General features: G+C 61.6%; 26 protein-coding genes. 14 read left to right on the top strand and 12 right to left on the bottom strand.

What is annotated here, in order from left to right; all coding sequences use genetic code 11:
• Positions 1-24: 24 nt before the first annotated feature.
• The 5 genes from lipA to KW840_RS16325 form a co-directional block, all read right to left on the bottom strand.
• Positions 25-1,014, bottom strand: a complete 990-nt coding sequence (gene lipA / locus KW840_RS16305; protein ID WP_057714201.1) for a lipoyl synthase — start codon at positions 1,012-1,014, stop codon at positions 25-27.
• 153 nt (positions 1,015-1,167) lie between these two features.
• Complete coding sequence (gene glyA, locus KW840_RS16310) at positions 1,168-2,424, bottom strand: serine hydroxymethyltransferase (protein ID WP_218496242.1); 1,257 nt, start codon at positions 2,422-2,424, stop codon at positions 1,168-1,170.
• Between the two features lie 41 nt (positions 2,425-2,465).
• Positions 2,466-2,849 (bottom strand): glycine cleavage system protein GcvH, encoded by a 384-nt coding sequence (gene gcvH / locus KW840_RS16315; RefSeq protein WP_057714203.1) that lies wholly within the window; start codon positions 2,847-2,849, stop codon positions 2,466-2,468.
• 404 nt (positions 2,850-3,253) lie between these two features.
• On the bottom strand, positions 3,254-4,762 hold the full coding sequence (locus KW840_RS16320; RefSeq protein ID WP_218496243.1) for a sigma-54-dependent transcriptional regulator: 1,509 nt from the start codon (positions 4,760-4,762) through the stop codon (positions 3,254-3,256).
• A gap of 68 nt (positions 4,763-4,830) precedes the next feature.
• The gene (locus KW840_RS16325) at positions 4,831-5,745 is read right to left on the bottom strand and encodes a LysR family transcriptional regulator (RefSeq protein ID WP_218496244.1); all 915 of its coding nucleotides are present in this window, start codon (positions 5,743-5,745) and stop codon (positions 4,831-4,833) included.
• Positions 5,746-5,896: 151 nt separating this feature from the next.
• Here KW840_RS16325 and speB point away from each other — a divergent pair, with 151 nt between their 5' ends.
• The 5 genes from speB to KW840_RS16350 all read left to right on the top strand — a co-directional run bounded on the left by speB (position 5,897) and on the right by KW840_RS16350 (position 12,694).
• Complete coding sequence (gene speB, locus KW840_RS16330; protein ID WP_057714206.1) at positions 5,897-6,898, top strand: agmatinase; 1,002 nt, start codon at positions 5,897-5,899, stop codon at positions 6,896-6,898.
• A gap of 53 nt (positions 6,899-6,951) precedes the next feature.
• Complete coding sequence (locus KW840_RS16335) at positions 6,952-8,460, top strand: aldehyde dehydrogenase (RefSeq protein WP_218496246.1); 1,509 nt, start codon at positions 6,952-6,954, stop codon at positions 8,458-8,460.
• 283 nt (positions 8,461-8,743) lie between these two features.
• Entirely contained in the window at positions 8,744-10,318 is a 1,575-nt protein-coding gene (locus tag KW840_RS16340) for a cytosine permease (protein ID WP_218496248.1), read from the top strand.
• Between the two features lie 17 nt (positions 10,319-10,335).
• The gene (betA, locus tag KW840_RS16345) at positions 10,336-12,024 is read left to right on the top strand and encodes a choline dehydrogenase (RefSeq protein WP_218496518.1); all 1,689 of its coding nucleotides are present in this window, start codon (positions 10,336-10,338) and stop codon (positions 12,022-12,024) included.
• 211 nt (positions 12,025-12,235) lie between these two features.
• The gene (locus tag KW840_RS16350) at positions 12,236-12,694 is read left to right on the top strand and encodes a GNAT family N-acetyltransferase (RefSeq protein WP_218496250.1); all 459 of its coding nucleotides are present in this window, start codon (positions 12,236-12,238) and stop codon (positions 12,692-12,694) included.
• A 1-nt stretch (position 12,695) separates the two neighbouring features.
• Here the strand turns inward: KW840_RS16350 and KW840_RS16355 are convergent, their stop codons facing one another.
• On the bottom strand, positions 12,696-13,013 hold the full coding sequence (locus tag KW840_RS16355) for an NIPSNAP family protein (protein ID WP_218496257.1): 318 nt from the start codon (positions 13,011-13,013) through the stop codon (positions 12,696-12,698).
• A 230-nt stretch (positions 13,014-13,243) separates the two neighbouring features.
• Here KW840_RS16355 and KW840_RS16360 point away from each other — a divergent pair, with 230 nt between their 5' ends.
• The 5 genes from KW840_RS16360 to KW840_RS16380 all read left to right on the top strand — a co-directional run bounded on the left by KW840_RS16360 (position 13,244) and on the right by KW840_RS16380 (position 16,611).
• A complete protein-coding gene (locus KW840_RS16360) occupies positions 13,244-13,906 on the top strand; it encodes an ATPase (RefSeq protein WP_218496259.1) in 663 nt (220 codons plus the stop codon).
• Positions 13,907-13,973: 67 nt separating this feature from the next.
• A complete protein-coding gene (locus KW840_RS16365) occupies positions 13,974-14,312 on the top strand; it encodes a hypothetical protein (protein ID WP_218496261.1) in 339 nt (112 codons plus the stop codon).
• Between the two features lie 276 nt (positions 14,313-14,588).
• Complete coding sequence (locus KW840_RS16370) at positions 14,589-15,518, top strand: phosphatase (RefSeq protein ID WP_090456546.1); 930 nt, start codon at positions 14,589-14,591, stop codon at positions 15,516-15,518.
• 24 nt (positions 15,519-15,542) lie between these two features.
• On the top strand, positions 15,543-15,986 hold the full coding sequence (locus KW840_RS16375) for an arsenate reductase ArsC (protein ID WP_218496262.1): 444 nt from the start codon (positions 15,543-15,545) through the stop codon (positions 15,984-15,986).
• Positions 15,987-16,221: 235 nt separating this feature from the next.
• Entirely contained in the window at positions 16,222-16,611 is a 390-nt protein-coding gene (locus tag KW840_RS16380; RefSeq protein ID WP_218496263.1) for a cytochrome c family protein, read from the top strand.
• Here KW840_RS16380 and KW840_RS16385 read toward each other — a convergent pair whose 3' ends face one another.
• A complete protein-coding gene (locus KW840_RS16385) occupies positions 16,612-17,487 on the bottom strand; it encodes a LysR family transcriptional regulator (protein ID WP_218496264.1) in 876 nt (291 codons plus the stop codon).
• A gap of 134 nt (positions 17,488-17,621) precedes the next feature.
• Here KW840_RS16385 and KW840_RS16390 point away from each other — a divergent pair, with 134 nt between their 5' ends.
• The 4 genes from KW840_RS16390 to KW840_RS16405 are packed head-to-tail and all read left to right on the top strand — an operon-like array spanning position 17,622 to position 21,862.
• Positions 17,622-18,674, top strand: a complete 1,053-nt coding sequence (locus KW840_RS16390; protein WP_218496266.1) for an agmatine/peptidylarginine deiminase — start codon at positions 17,622-17,624, stop codon at positions 18,672-18,674.
• A gap of 4 nt (positions 18,675-18,678) precedes the next feature.
• The gene (gene aguB / locus KW840_RS16395; RefSeq protein ID WP_218496269.1) at positions 18,679-19,587 is read left to right on the top strand and encodes an N-carbamoylputrescine amidase; all 909 of its coding nucleotides are present in this window, start codon (positions 18,679-18,681) and stop codon (positions 19,585-19,587) included.
• Position 19,588: 1 nt separating this feature from the next.
• Positions 19,589-20,689 carry an extracellular solute-binding protein gene (locus tag KW840_RS16400; RefSeq protein WP_150814775.1) on the top strand — a complete coding sequence of 367 codons (1,101 nt, stop codon included), beginning with the start codon at positions 19,589-19,591 and terminating at the stop codon, positions 20,687-20,689.
• A gap of 48 nt (positions 20,690-20,737) precedes the next feature.
• Positions 20,738-21,862 (top strand): agmatine/peptidylarginine deiminase, encoded by a 1,125-nt coding sequence (locus tag KW840_RS16405; RefSeq protein WP_218496272.1) that lies wholly within the window; start codon positions 20,738-20,740, stop codon positions 21,860-21,862.
• 144 nt (positions 21,863-22,006) lie between these two features.
• On the opposite strand, the gene KW840_RS16410 is transcribed toward KW840_RS16405, so the two are convergent.
• The 5 genes from KW840_RS16410 to KW840_RS16430 all read right to left on the bottom strand — a co-directional run bounded on the left by KW840_RS16410 (position 22,007) and on the right by KW840_RS16430 (position 25,995).
• The gene (locus tag KW840_RS16410) at positions 22,007-22,435 is read right to left on the bottom strand and encodes a nuclear transport factor 2 family protein (protein WP_154861318.1); all 429 of its coding nucleotides are present in this window, start codon (positions 22,433-22,435) and stop codon (positions 22,007-22,009) included.
• A complete protein-coding gene (locus KW840_RS16415; protein WP_218496274.1) occupies positions 22,428-23,171 on the bottom strand; it encodes an SGNH/GDSL hydrolase family protein in 744 nt (247 codons plus the stop codon). The genes KW840_RS16410 and KW840_RS16415 overlap by 8 nt, the downstream gene beginning before the upstream one ends.
• 6 nt (positions 23,172-23,177) lie before the next feature.
• Positions 23,178-23,750, bottom strand: a complete 573-nt coding sequence (locus KW840_RS16420; protein WP_218496276.1) for a chorismate mutase — start codon at positions 23,748-23,750, stop codon at positions 23,178-23,180.
• A gap of 81 nt (positions 23,751-23,831) precedes the next feature.
• Positions 23,832-24,122 (bottom strand): hypothetical protein, encoded by a 291-nt coding sequence (locus KW840_RS16425; RefSeq protein ID WP_057714224.1) that lies wholly within the window; start codon positions 24,120-24,122, stop codon positions 23,832-23,834.
• 319 nt (positions 24,123-24,441) lie between these two features.
• Positions 24,442-25,995 (bottom strand): amino acid permease, encoded by a 1,554-nt coding sequence (locus KW840_RS16430; protein WP_218496281.1) that lies wholly within the window; start codon positions 25,993-25,995, stop codon positions 24,442-24,444.
• Between the last annotated feature and the right edge of the window lie 63 nt (positions 25,996-26,058).

Genomic DNA, 26,058 nt, shown 5'->3' on the forward strand with positions numbered 1-26,058 from the left:
CTCCATGCATGACCAGTCATTCCATCATGGCTTGAAACCGTCCGTACCTCCATGAAGTTGTTGATCGGCGTGATAGGACGAACGCACCAGCGGCCCGGACGCCACGTTCTTGAAGCCCATGCGCGTGCCTTCTTCGGCGAACCAGGCAAAGGTGTCCGGGTGCACGAAGCGCTGCACCGGCAAGTGACTGCGGGACGGTTGCAGATACTGACCGAGGGTCAGCATGTCGATGTCGTGCTCGCGCATGCGCTGCATGACTTCGATGACTTCTTCGTCGGTCTCGCCCAGACCCAGCATCAGGCCGGACTTGGTCGGAATGTGCGGCATCATCTGCTTGAATTTCTGCAGCAGGTCCAGTGACCACTCGAAGTCCGAACCCGGCCGCGCGGCCTTGTACAGGCGCGGTACGGTTTCCAGGTTGTGGTTGAACACATCCGGTGGCTCATGGGCGGTGATCGCCAGGGCCACGTCCATGCGTCCACGATAATCCGGCACCAGGGTTTCCAGTTGAATGCCGGGCGACAGCTTGCGGATCTCGCGCAGGCAATCGACAAAGTGTTGGGCGCCGCCGTCGCGCAAATCGTCGCGGTCCACCGAGGTGATCACCACGTACTTCAGGCGCAGCTCGGCGATGGCCACGGCCAGGTTCATCGGCTCGTTGGCGTCCAGCGGCTTGGGCCGGCCATGGCCGACATCGCAGAACGGACAGCGACGGGTGCAGATGTCGCCCATGATCATGAAGGTCGCCGTGCCACCGGAGAAGCACTCGCCCAGGTTCGGGCAGGACGCCTCTTCGCAGACGCTGTGCAGCTTGTGTTTGCGCAACAGTTGCTTGATGCGGTCGACCTCGGGAGAGATCGGCATGCGCACGCGAATCCAGTCGGGTTTGCGCGGGAATTCATCCGTGGGAATGATTTTCACCGGAATCCGCGCAACCTTTTGCGCACCGCGCAGTTTGGTGCCGACCTCTACTTTGGCTGGACCTTTTTGCGCCGCTTCAGCAATGACAGTCATGGTTTTTCCTTGTGCAGACAGCTAATCAGGCAGGGCACGGAACCTGTGGGAGCGAGCTTGCTCGCGATGGCGGACTTTCATTCAACATCAATGCTGAATGTATTGGCCTCATCGCGAGCAAGCTCGCTCCCACAGGGTTTTTGTGTGGTGTGATCAGTCGCGGTAGACCGGGAAGTCCGCACATAGGGCGGCAGCCTGCCGTGCGACATTGGCCTCAATATCGGCATCGCCAAGGTGATCGAGGATGTCGCAGATCCAGCCGGCCAGGGCAATGCTCTGCGCCTCCTTGAAGCCACGGCTGGTGATCGCCGGGGTACCGATGCGCAGGCCGGAGGTCACGAACGGCGATTGCGGATCGTTGGGCACGGCGTTCTTGTTCACGGTGATGCCGGCGCGACCGAGGGCGGCGTCGGCGTCCTTGCCGGTCAGGCCCTGGCGGATCAGGCTGACCAGGAACAGATGGTTGTCGGTGCCGCCGGACACCACGTCATAACCACGCTCGATAAACACCTGCGCCATGGCCTGGGCGTTGCGGATCACTTGCGCCTGATAGGTCTTGAATGCCGGCTCCAGCGCTTCCTTGAAGCACACGGCCTTGGCGGCGATCACGTGCATCAGCGGGCCACCCTGACCACCTGGGAACACCGCGGCGTTGAGCTTCTTTTCCAGTTCCGGATTGGCTTTGGCCAGAATCAGACCGCCACGGGGGCCGCGCAGGGTCTTGTGGGTGGTGGTGGTGACCACGTCGGCGTAGGGCAGGGGATTGGGGTACAGACCGGTCGCCACCAGGCCGGCGACGTGGGCCATGTCGACGAAAAAGTACGCGCCGACCTTGTCCGCGATCTGGCGGAAGCGCGGGAAGTCCAGGGTCTTCGAATAAGCCGAGAACCCGGCGATGATCATCTTCGGCTTGTGTTCGACCGCCAGGCGCTCGACTTCGTCGTAATCGATCAGGCCCGTGGTGGTGTCGATGCCGTATTGCACGGCGTTGTACAGCTTGCCGGAAAAGCTCACCTTGGCGCCGTGGGTCAGGTGACCGCCGTGGGCCAGGCTCATGCCGAGCACGGTGTCGCCGGCTTGCAGCAGGGCCAGATAAACCGCCGCGTTGGCCTGGCTGCCGGAGTGCGGCTGGACGTTGGCATAATCGGCGCCGAACAGCTGCCTGGCGCGGTCGATGGCCAATTGCTCGACCACATCGACGTGCTCGCAACCGCCGTAATAGCGCTTGCCCGGATAGCCTTCGGCGTACTTGTTGGTCAGGCCGCTGCCCTGGGCTTGCATCACCCGCTGGCTGGTGTAGTTCTCCGAGGCGATCAGTTCGATGTGGTGTTCCTGCCGCGCATCCTCGGCGTTCATCGCCGCCAGCAGTTCGTCGTCGTAGCCTTTGATCTGGTCGTGCTTGCTGAACATGGTGTGGTCCTTTTTCGGATTCGGGAAATGCGTAGGGGGCTTCAAGCGTCGGCGTGTTCTGCGGTCAGGCGTTCATAGGCGTCTTGATCCAGTAGATCGCTCAACGCCTGGACATCGACCGGTTTGAAGCGAAAGAACCAGCCTTCGCCCAATGGGTCTTCGTTGACCAGTTCCGGGGTGTTCTCCAGTGTCGCGTTGATCTCGACCACTTCACCGTCCAGCGGCATGCCGATACTGCTGGCGGCTTTCACCGATTCCAGCACCGACACTTCAGCGCCTGCATCGAAGGCGCCCAGCTCAGGCACCTGAACGAATACCACATCCCCCAGCGCCTGCTGGGCAAAGGCCGTGATGCCGACGGTGACCAGGCCATTGCTCTCAAGGCGCAGCCATTCGTGATCGACGGTAAAACGCAATTCGCTCATCTCAACTCCTTATTGTTTTAAGGCTCGTGGCGGGGCGACGAGCGGGGTTGGAGGAGTGATAGCAAGGGTGGTGCCAATGTTTTTTATTTGTTTTAAATCAATGGCTTGAGTTGTTTATGTAATGTTTGTGACATCTCGCTCGTATTGAATTCAATACAAGCAGGTATGGCCTTGGAGGCAAGCGCCGTGATTGCAGGCGTGGAAGGGATTGTCTTGATTTCGCTACGCTGTATCGATTTACAGACGAAGAATTCAGCAACACCACTGATCCCCTGTGGGAGCGAGCTTGCTCGCGATTGCGGTGTGACAGGCAAAATTGATATCGACTGGCACGGCCTCATCGCGAGCAAGCTCGCTCCCACAGGGGAATGTGTTGTCGGTGACAATGTGTTCCGACAGATCACTCAGGGCTTGGCGGGAATCCCGTACTTGCGCAGGCGAATCGCGATGGCGCTATGGGACGTCTGCAATCGTGCAGCGAGCAACCTACTGGACGGGTAGCTGCGATAAAGCTGTTCCAGCAGGTTCTTTTCAAAATCACCCACAGCCTCTTCCAGGCTGCCGACTTCGCCGTCATTTTGCCGTTCAACGGCGGTGCGGGCGATGTCGAGGTCGTCGATGTCCACCAGCGGATTTTCGCAAATCGCCGCCGCGCGAAAGATCACGTTCTGCAATTGCCGCACATTGCCCGGCCAGCGGTTGCCGAGCAGGGCGCTGAAGGTGCTCGGTGCCAAACGACACGCCGGCCGCTGGATCTGCGCGCAGGCCTGTTGCATGAAGTGATTGGCCATCAGCAGGATGTCGTGACCGCGCTCGCGCAGTGGTGGCACTTGCAGGTTGAGCACGTTGAGGCGGTAGAACAGGTCTTCGCGAAAACGCCCTTCGGCAACCATTTTTTCCAGGTCGCGGTGGGTCGCGCTGAGCACCCGCACATTGACCCGGACCTCTTTATCGCCACCGACCCGACGGAAGCAGCCATCGCTCAAAAAACGCAGCAACTTGGCTTGCAAGTACGGCGACATTTCCCCGACTTCATCGAGGAACACGGTGCCCTGATCGGCCAGTTCCAGCAGGCCGAGCTTGCCGCCCCGTTGCGCACCGGTGAAGGCGCCGGGGGCGTAGCCGAACAGCTCGCTCTCGGCCAGGCTCTCCGGCAGTGCCGCGCAGTTCAGGGCCAGAAACGGCGCATCGTGCCGTGGGCTGATGGCGTGGCAGGCGCGGGCCACCAGCTCCTTGCCGGTGCCGGTTTCACCCTGGATCAACAGCGGCGCATCGAGGGCCGCCACCCGTTGGGCACGAGCCTTGAGCGCGCGAATCGGCGGTGATTCACCCAGCAGTGCATCGAAGCCTTCGGCATGGTCATGGTGCAGCGCCGACAGGCGTTCGCCGATGCGATTGGGTTGATACAGGGTGAGCAGGGCGCCGGCGTCGGTGATCGGCATCGCGTCCAGGAGCAAGGTCTGGCCACCGAGGCTGACCTCGTGCATTGGCAGGCGGAAATGGTGAGCGATCAAGGTGCGTTGCAAACCGGCATCATCGAACAGCGCGGTCAGCGATTCACCGGCCGGTTCGCGCCCGCACAGAGCGATCAGCGCCGGGTTGGCCAGCAGCACATGACCTCGGTCATCCACCGCCAGCACCGGGTCGGAACTGGCTGCCAGCAACGCGTCCAGTTGCAGACGCCGGCGTTGCCCCGGAAGGATGTCGACCATGGTCACCGCTTGCACGCCGCGCACACAGAAAAGCGCCTCGCGCAACTCCTCCAGCACCTCGGCGCCGAGGGTTGGCGCATCGATGTAGACGTTCGGCGGCACCATCTCCACGGCGTCCAGATTGAAACTGCGTCCACCGAGCAGGGCCAGCACTTCCTGGGTGATTCCGACGCGGTCGATGAAGGTGACGTGGATGCGCATGACGGGCCTGCAAGGTTGGCGAACCGAATCAGTATGCCCGGCAAATTTTCAATTTGGCGAGTGTCACATCACGGTTTGGCGGTTTTGCGGGCGCTGGCGGCCAGGTCTTCCAGGAACGCCTGGAGGATCGGCGGTGGTGCCGTGCCGCGACGGGTGATCACGTCGAACGGTGATTTCAGGCGCAGGCTCGCGGGTGCCAGTTGATGCATCTCGCCACTCTTCACCCACTGGCTGGCGAAGTGCTCGGGCAGGAAGCCCACATAGGCGCCGGAAATGATCAGGATCGCCGTGGCTTCGATGTTGTCCACGGTGGCGGCCGCCTTGCTGACGCCCAGGTGTTCGAGGTCGTATTGCTGCATGTAGCCGCGCACGACGATGCGCCCCGCAGCGACTTCTTCGAGCAGCTCCTCACCTTCGGCGAGGCTGCCGTACAACGGGTGACGCCGCCCGCAATACAAGCCCAGGGCTTCCTGGTACAGCGGTGATTGCAGCAGGCCCGGCACATGGATCGGGAAGTGCCCGATGGCCAGGTGCAGGCGACCGTCGAGCACCCGTTCTTCGAGTTCCGCCGGGGTGCCGACGTACACGTTCAGGTGCACGTCATGCCCGCGGGAGACGAAGCGCTGTGTGGTGCGCGGAATCGGCGAGTCGGGGTCGGTAATCGTGGTGTCGATGATCCCCAGGTTGAGCTTGCCGCTGATGTGTTGCTTGAGCACGTCGGCGTCCATGCAGAAGTTTTCCACCGCCGACAGCAGGCGCTGGGTTGCTTCATGAATCGCCACCCCTTGTTCGGTCAGGCGAAAGCCGCTGCGCCCACGCTGGCAGAGTTTCACCCCAAGACGGGTTTCCAGGTGGGTCATCTGTTCGCTGATGGTCGACTGTCCGGCATTCAACGCGGCCTGCGCGGCCGAGAAACCGCCACAGCGGACAATCGTGGCAAACACCCTGAGCAGTTTCAGGTCGACGTCGTGCAGCTGGATCATCTTGGACCTCCGGCATGTGGATGCATCGGGAATGCCGATATGAGTATCTGATGTTTAGCATTTTTTCCACGAAAACCTGCGCCCATAGTCTTTCCAACGGCGGTCGCCTTGCAGTCCGTCAAGCCGATAACAAGAAGTGGAGAGGCTAGAAATGTCGAACAACGGTTATGAATCCGGTCGCCTGAACCTGCCATTCGTGGGTCATTGCACCTTTGGCAAATCCCCGGTGTGCACCGATTGGGATGCACTGGATGCCGACGTCGCGGTGCTCGGCGTGCCCAACGACATGGGCACCCAGTGGCGCTCCGGCGCACGCTTCGGACCACGCGGGATTCGCGAAGCATCGACGCTGTTTTCCTTCGGCCACGCCGGCGCCTACGATCATGAAGATGACGTGATGTACCTCACCGCATCGGACGTGCGCATGGTTGACGTCGGTGATGCCGACATCGTCCACACCGACATGGCTACCAGCAACAAGAACACCGAATACGCCGTGCGCAAGATCCTCGACGCTGGTGTCATGCCGGTTGTTCTCGGCGGCGACCATTCGGTGCACGCACCAGTTATCAAGGCCTTCGAGGGCCGTGGCCCGATCCACATCATTCACTTCGATGCGCACCTGGACTTCGTCGACGAGCGCCACGGCGTGCGCTACGGCCACGGCAACCCGCTACGCCGTGCCTCGGAAATGAACCACATTGTCGGCATGACCCAAATGGGCATTCGCAACGTGTCGTCGTCCAACCGTGATGACTACGAAGCGGCCCACGAAGCCGGCTCGAAAATCCTCTCGGTGCGCGATGTGCGTCGTCTCGGCGTCGAAGGTGTGCTGGCGCTGATCCCGCAGAACATCAACTACTACATCACCATCGACATTGACGGTTTCGACCCGTCCATCGCCCCCGGCACCGGCACCCCGAGCCACGGCGGCTTTCTCTACTACGAAGTGCTGGAAATCATCCAGGCCCTGGCCAAGCGCAGCAAGGGCAACATCGTCGGCATGGACCTGGTGGAAGTGGCTCCGGTGTACGACCCGACCGGCATGACCTCGATCCTCGCCGCGCAACTGCTGCTCAACAGCATCGGTTTCATCTTCCACGAGCGAGGCAAGGTGCGGGCCGCCGCCGAAAGCGAAACCGCATCAGCCTGATCATCGAAACCAGTGACCCGGCAGGCCCTGACTGCCGGGCAGAGAGAACAAAAATGGACACGATCGTCAAAAGTTACCTGCAAAAATTCGGCGTCAGCGAAGCCACCCAGACCTTCCTCTGCAAGGTCCAGAAAATGTTCATCGGCGGCGCCTGGGTCGAGGCCAGCGACGGCCAGACTTCCGATGTGATCGAACCCTCGACCGAAGGCCTGATCACCCGCATTCCCATGGGCACCACCGATGACCTGGACCGCGCCGTGCAAGCCGCCCGCGCCCAGTTCGACGGCGGCGCCTGGCGCCAGGCCAAGCCCGCGGAACGTGAGCGCATGATGCAGCGCCTGGCCGACCTGATCGAGCAGAACGCTACTGAGCTGGCGCAAATCGAATCGATCGACATGGGCAAATCGGTTGCCTTCGCCAAGGACGTTGACATCCAGGGCACCGTCGATACCCTGCGTTACTTCGCCGGCTGGGCCACCAAGTTGCACGGGCGTACCGTCGAACCTTCGCTGCCGGGTAATTACCTGGCCTATACCCGCAAGGAAGCGGTGGGTGTCGTCGGCGCCATCGTGCCGTGGAATTTCCCGCTGCAAACCATGGCCTGGAAACTCGGCGCGGCGCTGGCCACCGGTTGCACCGTGGTGGTCAAGCCCGCCGAACTGACTTCGTTGTCGGCCCTGCGTTTCGCTGAACTGGTGCAGGAAGCGGGCATCCCTGACGGCGTGATCAACATCGTCACCGGGCGCGGTAGCGTGGTCGGCGCGGCCATGGCCACCCATCCCGGCATCGACAAACTGACCTTCACCGGATCGACCCCGGTCGGCCAGACTGTCGGCCGCGCAGCGCTGGATGACATGAAGCGGCTGACCCTCGAACTCGGTGGTAAATCACCGGTCATCGTCTGTGCCGACGCCGACATCCCGGCCGCCGCCCAAGCGGTCGCCAACGGCGTGTTTTTCAACTCCGGGCAGGTATGCGACGCCGGTACACGGGCCTATATTCATAGCAGTGTCTACGACGAATTCCTGCGTGAGCTGATCGCCTACACACGCACCCTGAAAATGGCCCCGGGCCTGGACCCGGACTGCTTCATCGGCCCGCTGGTCTCGGCCCTGCAAAAGCAGCGCGTGACCGAGTACATCGAAACCGGCAAGGCCGAAGGCGCCGAACTGGTCTACGGCGGTCAACCGGTCGATGGCCCTGGCTTCTTCGTCGAGCCGACCATTTTCGCCCACTGCCGTAATGACATGCGCATTGTCCAGGAAGAAATCTTCGGTCCGGTGCTGGTCACCGCACCGTTCGACGATGAAGAGCAGGCACTGGCCCTGGCCAACGACTCGCCTTACGGCCTGGCTGCCGCACTGTATTCCAACGACCTCGGGAAAGTGCACAGCCTGATCCCGCGCCTCAAGGCCGGTTCGGTCTACGTCAACGCCCACGGCACCCTCGATCCGTCGATGCCGTTCGGTGGCTACAAGCAGTCCGGATTCGGCAAGGACCTGGGCGCCGAGCAGCTCGACTACCTGCTCGAAACCAAGGCGGTGTGGATCACGCTGCCTTGAGTCAGGGCTGACTCAATTCCTGTGGGAGCGAGCTTGCTCGCGATGACGGTTGCACATTCGACATCTGTGTTGCCTGACCCTCCGCTATCGCGAGCAAGCTCGCTCCCACAGGTTTTCGGTTCCAGCAACAACGCCAGGTAGGCACGGGCAACACTGAACCTGTGGCGAGGGAGCTTGCTCCCGCTGGACTGCGCAGCAGTCCCATTTTCAGGGCCACAGGGGAGTCGTTCACCCGAAAGAACGCGGTTATCTCGTCATGATCTTCCAACAATAAGAGTCCATCATGAACACTAACGCCAAGTCCGCCCCGAGCGTGTCCAGCCTCGATGAAAAATCCGTCGTCGAGGGGCATTCGATCGACTTCATCCCCGAGAACGAGCGCACCGACAAACTGTCGAGCCAGGGCCCGTTCTGGTTTCTCGGCAATTTCACCTTCTTCACCATGACCATCGGCTTCGTTGGCCCGAGCGTCGGCCTGACCGCGCTCTGGACCACGCTCGCCGGTACGCTGGGCATCATGTTCGGCACGCTGTTCATGGCGTTCCACGGCTCGCAAGGCCCGCACCTTGGCCTGCCGCAGATGATCCAGTCCCGCGCGCAGTTCGGTTATCGCGGGGTGATCCTGGTGCTGCTGGCGACGCTGTTCGTGTTCGCCGGCTTCAACATCGTCAACCTGGTGCTGATGATGCAGGGGCTGCACACGCTGTTCGGGTTCAACCCCGCGGTGATCGCGGTGGCGGTGACCATACCGGCGGCGGTGCTGGCGATTCTCGGCCATGACTGGATGCATCGCAGCTTCAAATGGGCGTTGTTCCTGTCTCTGCCGCTGTATGGCCTTGTCACCGTGGCGGTGTTGATGGGTTGGGTGCCGGACGCGGTAATGCCGGCGCTGGCGGCGGGCGAAGTGGCCCGGGAGCCGCTGGGTTTCAACTGGACCGGTTTCATCGCGCAGTTTGCGGCGGCCGCCAGCTACAACATCGCCTATGCGCCTTATGTGTCGGACTACTCGCGCTACCTGCCGAAGAATACTTCCAGCGGCAAGCTGATCGCCGTGGTGTTCCTTGGGGCGTCGCTGTCCGGTGCGTGGATGATTTCCGTGGGTGGCTGGCTGGCCGATCACCTGCACACCACTGACGTGCTGGTGGCCCTCGGGCAAGTCGGCAACACCGTGTCGCCGCTGGTGGGCACGGCGGTGGTGGTCGTCACCATCCTGGCGTTCCTGCCGGTGATCGCGATGAACATCTACAGCGCCAAGCTGACTACGCTGACCTGCGTCGACTCGATCAAGCACATCGAGCCAACCCGCAAGGCGCGCATCCTGGCCATCGGCTTCGTGATCCTGCTGCAACTGGGCGTGGCCCTGAGCATCCAGAGTTCCGGCAAAGGCCTGTCGGTACTGGGGATCTACCTGGTGGTGATGCTGTACTTCCTGGTGCCCTGGACCTCGGTCAACCTCACCGACTACTTCTTCGTGCGCAAGGGCCGCTACGCCATCCCGCACTTCTTCATGCCCCACGGCAACATTTACGGCAGCTGGGGGCTGCGCGGTATCGCCGCCTATGCCATCGGTTTTATCTCGATGATCCCGTTCTTCTACATCTTCGACGGCGTTGAACAGCGCGAGGTGTATGTCGGTCCGCTCGCCAAGGCGCTGGGCAGCATCGACATCGCCTGGCTGGTCGGGCTGATCGTATCGGGCCTGGCGTACTACTGGCTGAGCCGCTCGATCGACCTCAAGCGCGAAGAAGCGGTGATCCAGCAGATTGAGAAAAACTCCCCGCAATACACCACCGGCGACACGCTGACCCACAAACAGCAGCCTATGCCGGTATTCACTGAATCAACGGTCGGGAGATAGTCATGACCACGCAAAAAATGGCTACGCAAAAATACGACTACATCATCATTGGCGCAGGCTCGGCAGGTTGTGTGTTGGCCAACCGCCTGAGCGAAGACCCGACCACCTCGGTGCTGGTCCTGGAATTCGGCGGCAGTGACAAGAGCGTAGTGATCCAGATGCCGAGCGCATTCTCGATCCCGATGAACACCAAGAAGTACAACTGGCGCTACGAAACCGAGCCGGAGACCCACCTCAACGGCCGGCGCATTCACTGCCCACGGGGCAAGGTGCTGGGCGGCTCGTCGTCGATCAATGGCCTTGTGTACATCCGTGGCCATGCACTGGACTTTGACGAGTGGGAATCCCTGGGTGCCGAAGGCTGGGGCTATCGCAACTGCCTGCCGTACTTCAAGCGCGCCGAGAGCTACGAGTCGGGTGGTGATAGCTATCGCGGGCAAACCGGGCCGCTGCACACCACCAACGGCAACCATATGAAAAACCCGCTGTACGGTGCCTGGGTCGAAGCCGGCGCGGAAGCGGGCTACATCAAGACCGAAGACTGCAACGGCTACATGCAGGAAGGATTCGGCGCCATGCACATGACTGTGAAGAACGGCGTGCGCTGCTCCACGGCCAACGCCTATCTGCGCCCGGCCATGGGCCGTCCGAACCTGACGGTGATCACCCATGCGATGACGCGCCAGGTCATCCTCGAAGGCAAGCGTGCGGTGGGGGTCATGTATGACCACGGCGGCCAGACCCACCAGGTGTATTGCAACCGCGAAGTGCTGATCTCGTCCGGGCCGATCGGTTCGCCGCACTTGCTGCAACGCTCGGGCATCGGCCCGGCGGACGTCCTGCGCAAGGCCGGGATCGGCGTACGTCATGACCTGCCGGGGGTAGGGGAGAACCTGCAGGATCACGCCGAGGTGTACATCCAGTTCGGTTGCAAGGAGCCGGTGACCCTCAACAGCAAGATGGACCCGCTGAGCAAGCTGATGATCGGTCTGCGCTGGCTGCTGTTCAAGGACGGCCTGGGCGCAACCAACCATTTCGAGGCCGGTGGTTTCATTCGCTCCGAGAAGGGCCTGCGCTGGCCGGACATCCAGTTCCACTTTTTGCCGGCGGCGATGCGCTACGACGGCAACAAACCGATCAAGGGCCACGGCTTCATGGTGCTGACCGGGCCGAACAAACCGAAAAGCCGTGGTTATGTGCGCGTGCGCTCGGCCGATCCGTACGAGCATCCGGAAATCCGCTTCAACTATCTGGAGCGGGAAGAGGACCGTGAAGGTTTCCGCCGCTGCATTCGCCTGACCCGCGAGATCATTGGCCAGAAAGCGATGGACCGCTTCCGCGACGGCGAAATCGCCCCGGGCGCGCAAGTGACCAGCGATGAAGACCTCGACGCCTTCGTGCGTGACAACCTGGAAAGCACCTACCATCCGTGCGGTTCGTGCCGCATGGGCGAGGACGACATGGCGGTGGTCGATTCCGAGTTGCGCGTGCGTGGTATCGCCGGTCTGCGGGTGATCGATTCGTCGGTGTTCCCGACTGAGCCGAACGGCAACCTCAATGCGCCGACCATCATGCTCGCCGAGCGGGCATCCGACCTGGTGCGTGGCGTGCAGATGTTGCCGTCGGCGGATGTGCCGGTGGGGCTGGTCGAGGGCTGGGAAAGCAGCCAGCGTACTTCGCTGCCGGGGCGTAATGTGCGGGTCTGACCGCAACCTGCAAACCAATGTGGAAATCTAATGTGGGAGCGAGCTTGCTCGCGATGGCGGAGTGTCAGGCAGCGTCAATGTCGACTGATCCACCGCCATCGCGAGCAAGCTCGCTCCCACAGTGGACGGCGGAGCTTTCAGAAAGTTTTACCTCGCAGTTCCGTTGTCATTGCTAGTCTGTAATTCCTTGAGATCGCAATGGAGCACCCTCATGGCTATTCAGGCCCTGCGCGCCGACGCATCGCACATCGACCAGATCGCCCCTTTGTTTGACGCCTACCGGATGTTCTACCAGCAGCCGTCGAATCTTTCGCAATCGCGCGCCTTTATCGCCGAGCGCCTCGCCCGGGATGAATCGGTGATTTTTCTTGCCCGGGACAGCGATGGTGAAAACCTCGGCTTCGTCCAGCTGTTCCCGACCTTTTCCTCGATCGACGCCCATCGCACCTGGCTGCTCGGTGACCTGTTCACCACGCCCGCCGCCCGGGGCAAAGGCGTCGGCACCGTGCTGATGAACACAGCCCGGGATTTTGCGAAGCTGGCCGGTGGCAAAGGCATGACCCTGGAAACCGCCACCGACAACTTCACCGCCCAGCGCCTGTATGAATCCCTGGGCTGGGTGCGCGACCCCGGTTACTACACCTATTGCCTGGATCTGCAAAAAGGCTGACTCAGCGCGCCTGCTCGCCAAACACCGGCCGCATGAACGATCGCTCATAGCTGAGGATGAATTTCTTTTCCTCGGCGTACTTGAAGGCTGCGATGCACTCTGGATCGTTCATCGACTGCTGCCGGTAATGTTCGTACTCGGCCAGGCTGGGGAAGGTGAACAGCGCCAGGGCGATATTGTTGGCACCCTCCGATGGCAAAAAGTAGCCGTGGTGCTGGCCGCCGAACTTTTCCACCAGGGGAATCCACAACTTGCCGTAGTGCTCGAACGCTTCGAGCTGGTAGGGATCGAGCACGTATTTCAAGTAGCAAGTGACCATTTTTTCGTTCCTTGATCAGGTTTTGAGGGCAGTCGCCACTGTAATGAACAGTGGGCGTGCGGCACAGCCGCTTGTTCGACATTGACCGGTAATTTTGCGCCAAAGGCAGCTGCTGGCGCCGCAGCACTATTGGTTCAATCAATAGTCACCATCAAGAATCGCAAGTTCTGTTTTGTGCGCAAAGGCGGAAAATTGCCTGCATTGAACACGCTGCTCAAGGAACCTGCGCGATGAAAATCTTGACCCGACTGGCTGTAATTGCCCTGTTGCTGGGCAGTGTTGCGTCCACCGCATCGGCCTTTGCCGAAGACGCACGCGCCTGCCATCTGCCGCCGATCACCGGCGGTCACAGCAGGCTGCAATACGGTCAGACGGTCGGGGTGCTCTACAGCGACAACACTGTGGAAAACCTGCAATACCTTGAGCAATACCACTCGGTGGCCGTCAACGGTGCGAAGAACGCACTGGATACGCGGATTCGCCAGGCGTTCGTCAACAGTTCCGATCCGGACCTGGCCATCGACTGGCTGATGGGTTCGTTGCACCACACTTTTCTGTCGGTGACGGTCTACGAAAATCTCGATGCCCTGGTGCAGGCCCATCCCGATGTGGTGGTGATGCTCGATACCCACAACCAGTTGCTGACCCAGCGTAACGACCGGGTCGAGGCGCGTTTCGCCGCGCGGTTCTACGACGCCAACCTGCAGTACATCGGCAAGGCCGAAGGCGCGGTGGAAAAACAACTGCCGTCGGTGTGGGTGCATGGCAAGACCGCGCCCGAGATCGCCGCGCAAATCGAACAGCAACGCGACCTGCAACTGACCGCGCTGAAACAGTTCGATGCGTCGTTGAAGGCGCTGGTAACCGCCGGATTGACCGCAACAACAAACTAAAAAACCCGACGTCCATTGAGCGGCGGGCAACCCGATCCACCGTGGATTTCTATTCAGGACCTGATTCATGCGCACTGTTTTTGCCCCGACCCTGGCCTTCGCTTCGCTGCTGCTGGCCGGTTGTGCCACGCCGAACGATCCGACCATGACCTTGCAGACCAGCAAGTCACCGGAGGAGTACACCCATTGCGTGGTGCCGAAGTTGCAGCACGATGCGCTCAACCCAACGGTGTCGCAGACCCAGCGCAGCTACCGGATCGTCATATCAAGCAAAGTGTCGGCGGACAACGTGCTTGAAACCTATAAAGCCTCGAACGGCGGCAAGGTATTCCTGTACGAGCGCAAGCTGCTGGCGTCGACCTTCGTGCCGTCGACGTTCGAGCGTGCGGCGCAGGAGTGTTTGTAAGGGCAATTTCAGGCAAAAAAAAGCTGCCGGGACTGGCAGCGGAAAGTTAAAGCACGCATTGGATGGACTGAGTATGGCGCTCGGTCCATGACGATTCGATGACAACTTCATGGCCATCCATCAGGATGCCGAAAATCCTGCCACTGTTGTGGTGTGGCTCAGAACTCCAGGCCTGTCATCCGGGTGTCATCGAAGCAATGGCAAGATCCTCGCAATCCGTCTTGAGTGACCGGCGGCCGTCAGTCCGCCGGCAGATGAATGTGCAAGGAACCCCGTATGAAAGACGCCCCGCTGTTTGCCGCCATCGACCTGGGCTCCAATGCGTTTCGCCTGATGATTGGCCAGTCGGTGAGACGGAACCAGCAGATGGTCATCCAGGAAGTGAAAACCCTGCGTGAACCGGTGCGTCTGGCCGAGGGCCTGCAGGGCGGGGCGCTCGATGAATTGGCGCTGGACCGTGGCTGGCAGGCGTTGGCGCGATTCGGCAAGAAACTGCGCGGCTTCGAGGCCGGGCGCGTGCGGGCGGTGGCCACCAGCGCGGTGCGCGAGGCGGACAATGCGCCGCTGTTCCTGGCCAGTGCCGAGCGGCACCTGGGCTTTCGCATCGACGTCATTTCCGGTCACGAAGAGGCGCAACTGGTCTACGCCGGCGTCGCCCACACCTTGCCGGCGCAAACCACGCGGCTGGTGGTGGATATCGGCGGTGGCTCCACGGAAATGATCATCGGCCGTGGCGACCAGTTGCTGGTCACCGAGAGCATTGCCATCGGCAGCGGCACCTTCGGTGCGCATTACTTCCACGGCGGGCGGATCGTGGCCGAAGCGCTGCTGGAGGCCGAACGCGCAGCCACCGTGCAATTCGAACGCATTGCCCGCCGCTATCGCGCCATGGGTTGGCAGCAGGCGATCGGTTCTTCAGGGACGGCGCGGATGCTGGCCAAGGTGCTCAAGGCCAATGGCCTCAATGATGACGGCCAAGGCGGCATCACCTACGGTGGCCTGTTGCGCCTGTCGTTGCGCCTGCTGGAAGTCAAACATGTGAAACACCTCAAGTTGGCCGGTTTGCCCATCCACCGCCTGAGCATTCTGCCCGGCGGTCTGGTGGTGATGCTGGCGGCATTCAAGGTGTTCGGGATCACGCACATGATTGCGTCGGAACCGGGTCTGCGGTTCGGCGTTCTGCATGGATTGATGAGCAAACACTAAAAACCTGCCAGCCGAGGTAAACCCATGACCGACCCCCGTCGCGTGCTGTTCGTCTGCGCCCGAAACGATGTCCGCTCACCCATGGCTGAAGCCCTGCTTCGCCACACCGATCCTGCCGATTTCCAGGCCTTCAGCGCCGGGCTTGAGGCCAGCGAGATCGACCCGCGCACATTCGAATCCCTCGATCACATCGGTGTCGATGCCAGCGGCTTGCGCAGCAAGTCCCTCGAAGATTTCGAAGGTCAGGAATTCGACTACGTCATCACCCTGTGCGACAAGTCTTGCGAAGAGGCCTCACGCATGCCGTTTACCGGTGAAGTGATGGTCTGGAGCTTCGAAGACCCGACCACCAGCGAAAGACACGACCCGTTCCGCCATACCCTCCAGGAAATCGGCGACCGCATCAAAATGTTCGTCACCGTGAAAACCCGCCCCGTGCCCCAGGCGCCGTCAGTCAGTGATTCCTGACAAGCCTCGAACACCGTCTACCCTCATCGGTCACAACCATCATGATGAGCGCAGGCCCCCTGTGGGAGCGGGCTTGCTCGCGAAGAGGCCTTCACATTCAACATCGTAGGTGGCTGGACTACTGCTTTCGCGAGCAAGCCCGCTCCCACAGGGATTGCGTCCATTTGACCACTTGGGATATCCCCGGCCCGCATGTTCCAATATCCATCCGGCAACACCCGACTGGAAACGGAACATGAAGAAACTCGCAGCACTGACCCTCGCCTCGGCGCTCATCGCGGGCCTGTTCAGCACACCCACCCTTGCTGCGGGCGATGTCCAGGCCGGGGAGAAAGTGTACAAGCGCCTCTGCAGCGGCTGCCATCAGATCGGTGAATCGGCTCGCGCCTTCTTTGGCCCGCAACTCAATGGCGTGATCGGTCGCCATTCCGCCGTCACCACGGACTACGTGTATTCCGACGCGATGAAATCCGCCAACCTGGTCTGGGACCGCGAAACCCTGATCGCCTACCTCGAAGCGCCGAAGAAAGTCGTCCCCGGCACCCGCATGATTTTCTGGGGCCTCAGTGACCCGGAAAAAATCGAAGACCTGCTGGCCTACTTGCAAACCTTCCCGGTGCAATGATCACACCGTGGTCTGCTGCTCGGCCGCCAGGTTGTCAACCAGCCACTGGGTGAAGGTCCGCGCCATCGTGATGTTCTCGCTGTCACGGTGGGTCAGCAGCGCCCAGTTCGGGCCGCGGATGGTTTGCTCCACCATCGGTTGCAACAGCCCGGTGGCCCGTGCCTGCCGACTCAGCAACTGGCTCACCAGCGCAATGCCCAGGCCGGTACAGGCCGCGTCCAGCAGCAAACCCGGATCGGAAAAATTCAGCCCCTGATCCATCTGCCCCACATCTATGCCCGATTCCACCGCCCAGTGGCTCCAGTCCATTTCCCGCTCGCCATGCAAGGTGGTGCGCTGTTCCACGGGCACGGCCAACAGGCTCGGGTGACACGCCGGGTAGAGGCGGTCGGCGTGCAGCACCTTGAAACTGCATTCGGCCTGGGAACTGATGTCGTCGCGCACCGCCAGGTCGATGGTCTGGCTGGCCATGTCCGGCACTTCATCGGTGCTGAAAATCCACAGATCGACCTGCGGATGCTGTCGGCGGAAATCCCCCAACCGTGGCAACAACCAGTGCCGGGCAAACGCCGGGGTGGTGTTGAGTACCAGTTGATTGGGCTTCTGGTATTGCCCCAAGCGGCGAATGCCCACCGCCAGTTGCTGCAACAACGCCTGGGTGGTGCTCAGCAGATCGTGCCCGGCATCGGTCAGGCTGACGCTGCGCCCGCTGCGATGGAACAACGGTTGTTCCAGGTAGGCCTCAAGGCTGCGGATCTGCTGGCTGATCGCCGATTGGGTGAGGTGCAACTCGTCGGCAGCCTTGTGAAAACTGCCCAGCCGGGCGGCGGCTTCGAAGCCGCGCAAGGTGCTCAGGGGCGGCCAGTGTTTGAGCATATCGATAAGCTCCTCTAATCAGTTGCCTGCAAAATCCATCGTTTGTTTGCCTGTTTTTCCAGCCGTAGCATGCATGCCAAGACCGCCAAGGCCGTTTTCATTGAACACAATGACTTAACTCAGAGGTGCTTGTCATGCAGCAGAACGTAATTCAAAACAGCGGTTGGACGATGCCGGCCGAGTGGGTCACTCACGCCGCCACCTGGATGGTCTGGCCGCACAACAAGACCCTGTGGGAGTCAGGCTGGCGGGTGACACTGCCACAGGTTCAAGAAGATTTCGCCCGGGTGGCCAACGCCATCGCCCGCTTCGAACCGGTGAAACTGGTGGTCGATCCTTCAGCTATCGCCAGTGCCAAAGCCTTGTGCGGACCGAACATCGAGTTGATCGAACTGGCGGTCAACGACAGCTGGTGCCGCGACTCCGGCCCGAGCTTCGTCTGCCACCCGCAGCAAGGCCTGGCCGGTGTGAGCTGGCGCTTCAATGCGTGGGGCGGCAAGTCGGCCCACGATCTGGACGAAAGCCTGGCCCGCCGTGCGCTCAATCATTTGGGACTGGAGTGCTTCGGCACGGCGTTGAGCAACGAGGGTGGCGCGATTCATGTGGACGGCGAGGGCACGCTGATCACCACCGAATCGGTGTTGCTCAACCCCAATCGCAACCCGGGCGTGAGCAAGGCCGAGATCGAAGAGATCTTCACCCGCCTGCTGGGTGTGAAGAAAACCATCTGGCTGCCGGGCGATCCCGACTATGTGACCGGCGACATGACCGACGGCCACGTCGATGGCGTGTGCGCCTTTGCCCGTCCCGGCGTGTTGCTGGTGGACGCCACCCACGACAAGCAATCGGTGTACGCCGAAGTGGCCCGGGAGAACCGCCGCGCCCTTGAACTGGCCACCGACGCCCAGGGCCGCCAGTTCGAACTGATCGAACTGTTCGAAGCCACCGATGCGGTGGACACCGAGGCCGAAGTGTTCTGCGCCTCCTACACCAATTTCTATATCACCAACGGCGCGATCATCATGCCGGCCTACGGCATCGATGCCGACAAGGTCGCTGCCGAAGTGCTGGCGCAGGCGTTCCCCGGTCGTGAAGTGGTGCCGGTGCGGATCAACCATCTGGCCCATGGCGGTGGCGGCGTGCATTGCATCACCCAGCAACAGCCGGCCTGGCCGGTGCGGGGTTGATGCCATGACACTGCTGACCATCGCCACCACCCAGATGCCCTGCACCTGGGACCTGAAACACAACCTCGACCAGGCCGAGCAACTGGTCCGCGAAGCGGCGGCCAAGGGCGCGCAGGTCATCCTGTTGCAGGAGCTGTTCGCCACGCCGTATTTCTGCATCGAGCAACACCACAAACACCTGGCACTGGCCGAGGAGTATCGCGACAGCCACGTGCTCCAGCGCTTCGCCGCATTGGCGAAAGAGTTGGGCGTGGTGCTGCCGCTGAGCTGGTATGAGAAGGCCGGCAACGCCTACTTCAACTCACTGAGCGTGGCCGACGCCGACGGGCGCCTGTTGGGTGTGTACCGCAAGACCCACATCCCCAACGCCATCGGCTATCAGGAGAAAGAATACTTCAGCCCCGGCGACAGCGGTTTCCGGGTCTGGGACACCGCGTTAGGGCGCATCGGCCTGGGCATCTGCTGGGATCAGTGGTTCCCCGAAACCGCTCGCTGCCTGGCGTTGATGGGGGCCGAAGTGCTGCTGTTCCCGACGGCCATCGGCTCCGAACCGGGTTGTGCCACTCTCGATTCCCGGGATCACTGGCAGATGACCATGCGCGGCCACGCCGCCGCCAACCTGCTGCCGGTGGTGGCGGCCAACCGGGTCGGCCGGGAAGCGGCGACCACCGACCCGACTCTGCAAATGAGCTTCTATGGCTCGTCGTTCATCTGCAACCACAAGGGCAAGTTGCTCGCCGAAGCCGACCGCGACAGCACCGGCGTGCTGGTCCACAGCCTGGACCTGGCGGCCATGCGCGAGGACCGCCTGACCTGGGGTATCTACCGCGATCGCCGTCCGGAAATGTACGGCGCCTTGTTGACCCAGGACGGTCGTCAGATCCATTCACGCTGGGCAACCCAAGGGGTGTGACATGAACACGATCGACAAGCTGTGCCTGGCCATGGGGCTGGCGCTGAGCTGTGCGGTGCCTGCGTTGCACGCCGAAGAGAAAACCCTGCGGCTGTACAACTGGGCCGACTATTTCGCCGAGGACACCTTGAGCAAGTTCACCGCCGAAACCGGGATCAAAGTGATCTACGACGTGATGGACGGCAGTGAAACCCTGGAAGCGAAAATGCTCGCTGGCGGCAGCGGCTACGACCTGATCTTCCCCGGTGACACCGTGGCCGAACGCCTGATGCGCGCCGGCAGTTTGCAGCCCTTGGATCAGTCAAAACTTACTGCTCTGAACGACGTCGAGCCGGGGTTGCAGAAATTGCGCTCGCACTATGAGCAGTCGCGCCAGGCCACGGTCCCGTACACCTGGGGCACCATCGGCCTGACCTACAACGCCGGGCAGATCGCCCAGCGTGCGCCGGATGCGCCGGTCGACAGCCTGGACATGCTGTTCAAACCGGAACTGGCGGCGAAATTCGCCGACTGCGGCATCTCGATGATCGACTCGCCGGACGAAGTGCTGGCCGTGGTGCTCAATTACCTGGGCCGCGACCCGCGGAGCGCCAAACCGGCGGACCTGGCGGCGGCCAGTGACTTGCTGATGAAACTGCGGCCGTACATTCGCAAATTCCAGTCGCAACCGGTGACCGACCTGGTCAACGGCAACCTGTGCATGTCCCTCGGCTACAGCGGCGACATGACCCAGGCGCAACGCACGTCTGATAGTGCCGGCAAGAAAACCGCCTTCCACTACCGCATCCCCCGCGAAGGCACCACGGTGTGGATGGACACCATGGCCATTCCCGTCGACGCCCGGCATCCGGAGTACGCCTACGCGTTCATCAACTTCGTGATGCGCCCGCAGAACATGGCAGCTATCAGCAACTTCACCGGCTACCCGACTTCCAACGCCAAGGCACGCCCGGATGTCGATGCCGCGATGCGCAACAATCCGGACATTTACCTCGATGATGCCACCTACGCGCGGCTGATTCCCGGTAAGGACATTCCCCAGGCCGACATGCGGGCACGCATGCGCACCTGGACCAAGTTCAAGACCGCTACAGTCAAATGATCATCGGCCGGCCCGAGGGCCGGCCAAACCTCGATTTCAGGAAAACACATGCCGACACGTCGAACATTCATCAAGCAGGTATCGGTCGCTGCCGGACTGGGCGCGCTGGCGTCCATGGGATTGGGCTTTGCCTCCCTGCCGGTGCGAGCGGCCGGTAAAGGCAACTGGTACATGCCCGATGAAGGGGACAAACACCAGCGGGCCTTCATCGCCTTCGGGGCACAGGCCGCGATCTGGGAGGACTTCACGCCCCACGTGCAAGACGCCCTTGGCCGGATCGCCCGCAGCATTGCCGAACACGAGCCGGTCACCGTGTTCTGTCGCCAGAGCGAACGGCGCCTGGCCGAAGCCAAATGCGGCAGCCACAACACCACCTTCGTGATCACCGAACTGGATGACATCTGGATGCGCGACATCGGCGCCAATTTTGTCGTCGATGGCAACGGCGACCTCGGCGCCGTGGACTTCAACTTCAACGGCTGGGGCAACAAACAGCAGCATGCGGACGATGCGCAACTGGCCGCCCTGGTCGCCGAAAACGCCAAGGCGGATTACCAACAAAGCGAACTGGTGGGCGAGGGCGGTGGCATAGAAGTGGATGGCCACGGCACCGGGATCATGACCGAGAGCAGCTGGATCAACCGCAACCGCAATCCCGACTGGAGCAAGGCCGAGGTCGAGGCAGAACTTAAAGAGCGGCTGGGGCTGCGCAAAATCATCTGGCTGCCGGGCATCAAGGGCAAGGACATCACCGACGCCCACGTCGATTTCTATGCGCGCTTCGTCAAGCCCGGCGTGGTCATCGCCAACCTCGACAACGACCCCGAGTCCTACGACTACAAGGTCACTCGCGCCCATCTGCAGATCCTGGAAAACGCCACGGATGCCGATGGCCGCAAGTTGCAGGTGCATACCGTGTCGCCGCCGCTCAACCCGCGCAACAGCCGGTTCAGCAACGACAACCCGGACTTCGCCGCGGGCTACATCAACTACTTCGTGATCAACGGCGCGATCATCGCTCCGCAATTCGGCGACGAAGAAGCCGATGCCAAGGCCTTCGACCTGCTGTCCGAACTCTACCCGCAGCGCAAGGTGGTGCAACTCGACATCGACGCGATCTCCGCGGGCGGTGGCGGCATTCACTGCGTGACCAGTCACCAGCCGATGGTGTGATGACTTCCGGTTTTACACAAAACCTGTAGGAGCGAGCTTGCTCGCGATGGACTCAAGAGCGCCGCGTTTAGCCAGCAAGCACGCGTTTTCGTTGACGACCATCGCGAGCAGGCTCGCTCCTACAGGGGGGGCGGGATCAGGACATCAGGCCTTGCTGGCCTTCAGGTAAGCCCCCAACCGTCGCCCCATTTCCTCACCCAGCGCCTGCAAGCCACTGAGCGGCCGTACCATCACTTCAAACTCGACAATCTTGCCTTGTTCGTTGAAGCGGATCATGTCGATGCCCTTCAGCTCTTTCTCGCCGACCCTGGCGCTGAATTCGAGAATCACGCTCAAGCCATCCGCGGTCGTCAGCTCACGGTGATAGGCAAAATCCTCGAACACGTCCATGACCGTATTGAGGATCATCGACACCACCGGCGCTCCCGGATACGGCGTGTGCGCCATCGGCGAACGGAACACCGCCTGCGGATCGAGCATTTCGGGCAAACCGCTCAAGTCGCGGTTGTCGAGCATCGCGTGCCACTGCTTCAGGGACGCTGCGACATTGGGGTTCAGTTTCAGCTCAGACATCTTCAACTCCTGTTTTTATTGTTGTGGTGCGAAAGCGTTGGTCGATCACCCAGGCGGCATCGTCAGCCCATTGACGGTAGAGCAGCGGCCCCGGATGAAAGCCATCGCTGGCCATCAGGCCCGGTTCGGGCGCCAGCGGGGTGGTCAGCATCGTACATTGATCCAGGCGTGCGGCCAGATCCGCAAGATGTGCATTGAACCGCCGCGCCCTGAAACCCAGAAACCAGCGCAGCGGCTGGGGCAGTGCGGGGAACAAATGCATCGGCGGAAGCGGCGACACCACGATCTGCCTCACCGCGTATTTGTCGCACAGCAGCGCCATCAAACGCCGTTGCCGAGCGAGCCACTGATCCAGGGTGAGAGAGCTGGTGACATCGTTGACGCCAATCGACAACAGCGCCACATCGAACGGCTCGGGGGCGTGCTGTTCGAGCAGCTCCAGCAACCCTTGTGAATCCAGCCCCGAGTGCGCCCAGAGTTTCCACGACAACTGGTAATCATCGGCCAGGCGCGCGACCAGCCGACCACTGAGGGCTTCACCTTGAGTCGCCGCACCCACCCCCGCTGCGGCGCTGTCGCCGACAATCAACAAGCGCAGCACGTCACCGCTGCCGGCCTTGCCCTGGCGGTCACCTTCGGCCTCCGGCAACTTGGGCGTCACCCGCCGCGTATACAGGCCCTGCGCCAGCAACAACGGGCCGAGCAGGATTTTGGCGAGGGTTTCAATGTGGCTCATTTGACGTTATCGCCCTGCAATACACAGCTCCCCGGTCGCACGAATCATCGCCTGGCCATGCAAATAATCCTTGATCAGCGCGGAACGTTCGGTGGCCAGCCATTGCGGGCAGTTCGGGTCGTTGCGGTAGGGCAGGAACGCGGCGTACTGCGTGAGCAGCAGGTTCTGCAGGTTGTCGAGCTTGGGCCGGATGTCGTTGCCCAGGTCTGGCCGTGGCGTGTCCGGTGCCTTGTGCGCCGCTTGCCATTGTGCGAGCCGGCCGTATTGCACCAGTTTGCTGGCTTCAATCTGGGCGGCGATCAGGTCGGCGACATCGTCGGGGTCAAGCTTGCGCTCGGACGCCTGCTTCCTGGCGTTGGCGATGACTTGCGCTTCCCGGGTGTTGTCCTGGACCGGTTTGCCGCTGTCCCACTTGGTCAGCGCCACCAGTTCGCTGATGTTCAACCGCTCATTCATCGTCGCCAGCAAGGGCTGCAAGGCATCTGGCGCCGGGGGTGTCATGCCGGCTTGGGCGCTGCCAGCGAGCAAGCCGAGCAGGGCGCAGGCCAGCCAGTGCGGCAGGCGCAGGGAATGGGGCATGGGCAGAACCTCCTTGGACGCGAAAATCACTCCGGCTTGTGTATCACAAGTGCGGCCAGGGAACGACAGGTTGCGAAAGATTCAGGCCAGCAGCCGTTCAATCTGCGCCAGCTCCCAGGTGCTGAGCAAACTCACCGGGTCGGTGCCGAAGCGCTGCCCGTTGTCGAACACATATTCTCGGCCATCGGGGCTTTGGCCGTGCAGGCAGTGGCGCAGGTGACCGGCGTCGACGTCGAGCGTCAGGCGCCAGCCGTCGATGTCGACCTGTACATGGTCAGGCTCGCAGGCGTCGTCGACTCGCTTGAAGGTGCAAATGCCTTGAGCGGCATCGCGCAACGGCTGGTAAACCTCGCGGGCGGTGAGGGCGGGCACAGGTGTCTCCGGGGCGGAATCGGGGAGGCACAGGATAGATCATCAGCCTGCAAAAAAACCGGAAACGCCAAACAACCTTGTGGGAGCGAGCTTGCTCGCAATTAGGCCGGCACATCCAACATCAATGGCGCCTGACACACCGCCATCGCGAGCAAGCTCGCTCCCACAGGGGAATGCAGCCACCCGCAAAGCTCGGAAACGCCAAACAACCTTGTGGGAGCGAGCTTGCTCGCGATTAGGCCGGCACATCCAACATCGATGGCGCCTGACACGCCACCATCGCGAGCAAGCTCGCTCCCACAGGTTAATCAGCACTCGCCTATTTCCTGTCCAACGCCGCCTCCGCCGCGGCAATTTCAGCCTGGCGCTTGACGATCATGTCGCCCACCGGTGGCCCCTGGAAGCGCCGGGCTTCAAAACCGAACCAGACGATGGCCGTCAGGATCAGGAAACCGATGGTGATGTACAGCGCCCAATCGTTCGGTGGCTGGATGCCGATGACGAAAATGATGATCATCGCCAGGATCGAGAGGATGGCGAACACCGAGTACCAGAAACGCCCCATGTTCCACGGCCCCATGGTCGGCCACTTCGACGTCCCAAAGGTAAACAGGCCGAGCGCGATGGGAATGGCGAAGGAGAAGAACAGGAAGATCACCGTGCAGGACACCACGATGGTATAGACCGGCGTTGTCCCGATCGAGATCACCGACGATCCCCAGACGAACAACACCGCTAGGGTGGCACCGGTCCAGATCGCTGCCACCGGGCTGCGATGGGTCGATGAGACCGAGGACAGCGCTTTTGAGCAGGGCAGGCCTCCGTCCCGGGAGAACGCGAAGATCATCCGTGAAACCGAGGTGACGGTGGCCAGCCCGCAGAGCACCTGCGAAATGAAGATCGCCACGAAAAGCACCAGTTTCAGTGTCGGGTCGACCTGGGTGTTCATGGCCCAGAAAAACACGTTCCAGCCTTGCTTGGCCGCCTCGTCCATGTTCGGCAGCATCAGCACGAACGCGCTGAGCATCAGCCAGCCGAACAGCAACGACCAGACCACCGACATGACCATGCCGCGCGGCACCGACATGGCCGCGTTGCGGGTTTCCTCGGAGGTATGCGCAGAGGCGTCATAGCCGGTGATGGTGTAGATCGGCAACAACAGGCCGAGCATGAACACCCAGCCGTTGGAGACCAGCGGCCAGACGCTGCCACCCGCTTCGCCGGAATAGTTGCCGAAGGTCCACAGCCGTGCGAATTCATAGCTGGGTGCCGATATCAGGCAGACGATGGTCAGGGCCAGCGCCGTGGCGAAGATCAGGTAACCTGAGAAGTCAGTGAGTTTGGCGGTCAGGCCGATACCCAAGTGGTTGCACAAGGCCTGCAGGCCGGTGAGGATTGCCAGGAAAATCACCCTGACCGTGGTCGTGTCCTCCATGCCCAGTGCCGGCCCGAAGGCACCGAAAAAGAAGTAATAGGTACCGACGTTGATCGCGCCCAGCACGGTGACCAGCCCCAGCAGGTTGAACCACGCGGTCAGCCAGCCGGTGAAGCGGTTACCGAGGATCGAGCCCCAGTGGTACAGGCCGCCAGCGGTGGGGTAGGCCGAGGAAATCTGCGCCATGGCCATGGCGAATACCCCGGAGATCAGGCAACCGATTGGCCAGCCGATCCCGATGGATGCCCCGCCCGCGCCCGAGGTGCCCTGGGCCAGGGAGTTGATGCCACCCGAGAGGATGCAGATGATCGAAAAGGAAATGGCGAAGTTGGAGAAAACCCCCATTCGTCGTGAGAGTTGCTGGGCATAGCCCATGCTGTGCAGCACCTTGACGTCATCGTCGTGCGTTTCGGTGCCCGGCTGGCTTGCTGGGTTCATGATGTGTGCCCCTTTTCAGGTTTTGGACAGGCCGAACTGAGCCGCCGTAGGCTCGACCTTGGT

The organism is Pseudomonas sp. PDM30 (assembly GCF_019218985.1).
Classification (GTDB): domain Bacteria; phylum Pseudomonadota; class Gammaproteobacteria; order Pseudomonadales; family Pseudomonadaceae; genus Aquipseudomonas; species Aquipseudomonas jessenii.

Coding starts and splice junctions, on each gene's coding strand:
- lipA (WP_057714201.1), bottom strand. CDS start 1,014: ATGACTGTCATTGCTGAAGCGGCGCAAAAAGGTCCAGCCAAAGTAGAG.
- glyA (WP_218496242.1), bottom strand. CDS start 2,424: ATGTTCAGCAAGCACGACCAGATCAAAGGCTACGACGACGAACTGCTG.
- gcvH (WP_057714203.1), bottom strand. CDS start 2,849: ATGAGCGAATTGCGTTTTACCGTCGATCACGAATGGCTGCGCCTTGAG.
- KW840_RS16320 (WP_218496243.1), bottom strand. CDS start 4,762: ATGCGCATCCACGTCACCTTCATCGACCGCGTCGGAATCACCCAGGAA.
- KW840_RS16325 (WP_218496244.1), bottom strand. CDS start 5,745: ATGATCCAGCTGCACGACGTCGACCTGAAACTGCTCAGGGTGTTTGCC.
- speB (WP_057714206.1), top strand. CDS start 5,897: ATGTCGAACAACGGTTATGAATCCGGTCGCCTGAACCTGCCATTCGTG.
- KW840_RS16335 (WP_218496246.1), top strand. CDS start 6,952: ATGGACACGATCGTCAAAAGTTACCTGCAAAAATTCGGCGTCAGCGAA.
- KW840_RS16340 (WP_218496248.1), top strand. CDS start 8,744: ATGAACACTAACGCCAAGTCCGCCCCGAGCGTGTCCAGCCTCGATGAA.
- betA (WP_218496518.1), top strand. CDS start 10,336: ATGGCTACGCAAAAATACGACTACATCATCATTGGCGCAGGCTCGGCA.
- KW840_RS16350 (WP_218496250.1), top strand. CDS start 12,236: ATGGCTATTCAGGCCCTGCGCGCCGACGCATCGCACATCGACCAGATC.
- KW840_RS16355 (WP_218496257.1), bottom strand. CDS start 13,013: ATGGTCACTTGCTACTTGAAATACGTGCTCGATCCCTACCAGCTCGAA.
- KW840_RS16360 (WP_218496259.1), top strand. CDS start 13,244: ATGAAAATCTTGACCCGACTGGCTGTAATTGCCCTGTTGCTGGGCAGT.
- KW840_RS16365 (WP_218496261.1), top strand. CDS start 13,974: ATGCGCACTGTTTTTGCCCCGACCCTGGCCTTCGCTTCGCTGCTGCTG.
- KW840_RS16370 (WP_090456546.1), top strand. CDS start 14,589: ATGAAAGACGCCCCGCTGTTTGCCGCCATCGACCTGGGCTCCAATGCG.
- KW840_RS16375 (WP_218496262.1), top strand. CDS start 15,543: ATGACCGACCCCCGTCGCGTGCTGTTCGTCTGCGCCCGAAACGATGTC.
- KW840_RS16380 (WP_218496263.1), top strand. CDS start 16,222: ATGAAGAAACTCGCAGCACTGACCCTCGCCTCGGCGCTCATCGCGGGC.
- KW840_RS16385 (WP_218496264.1), bottom strand. CDS start 17,487: ATGCTCAAACACTGGCCGCCCCTGAGCACCTTGCGCGGCTTCGAAGCC.
- KW840_RS16390 (WP_218496266.1), top strand. CDS start 17,622: ATGCAGCAGAACGTAATTCAAAACAGCGGTTGGACGATGCCGGCCGAG.
- aguB (WP_218496269.1), top strand. CDS start 18,679: ATGACACTGCTGACCATCGCCACCACCCAGATGCCCTGCACCTGGGAC.
- KW840_RS16400 (WP_150814775.1), top strand. CDS start 19,589: ATGAACACGATCGACAAGCTGTGCCTGGCCATGGGGCTGGCGCTGAGC.
- KW840_RS16405 (WP_218496272.1), top strand. CDS start 20,738: ATGCCGACACGTCGAACATTCATCAAGCAGGTATCGGTCGCTGCCGGA.
- KW840_RS16410 (WP_154861318.1), bottom strand. CDS start 22,435: ATGTCTGAGCTGAAACTGAACCCCAATGTCGCAGCGTCCCTGAAGCAG.
- KW840_RS16415 (WP_218496274.1), bottom strand. CDS start 23,171: ATGAGCCACATTGAAACCCTCGCCAAAATCCTGCTCGGCCCGTTGTTG.
- KW840_RS16420 (WP_218496276.1), bottom strand. CDS start 23,750: ATGCCCCATTCCCTGCGCCTGCCGCACTGGCTGGCCTGCGCCCTGCTC.
- KW840_RS16430 (WP_218496281.1), bottom strand. CDS start 25,995: ATGAACCCAGCAAGCCAGCCGGGCACCGAAACGCACGACGATGACGTC.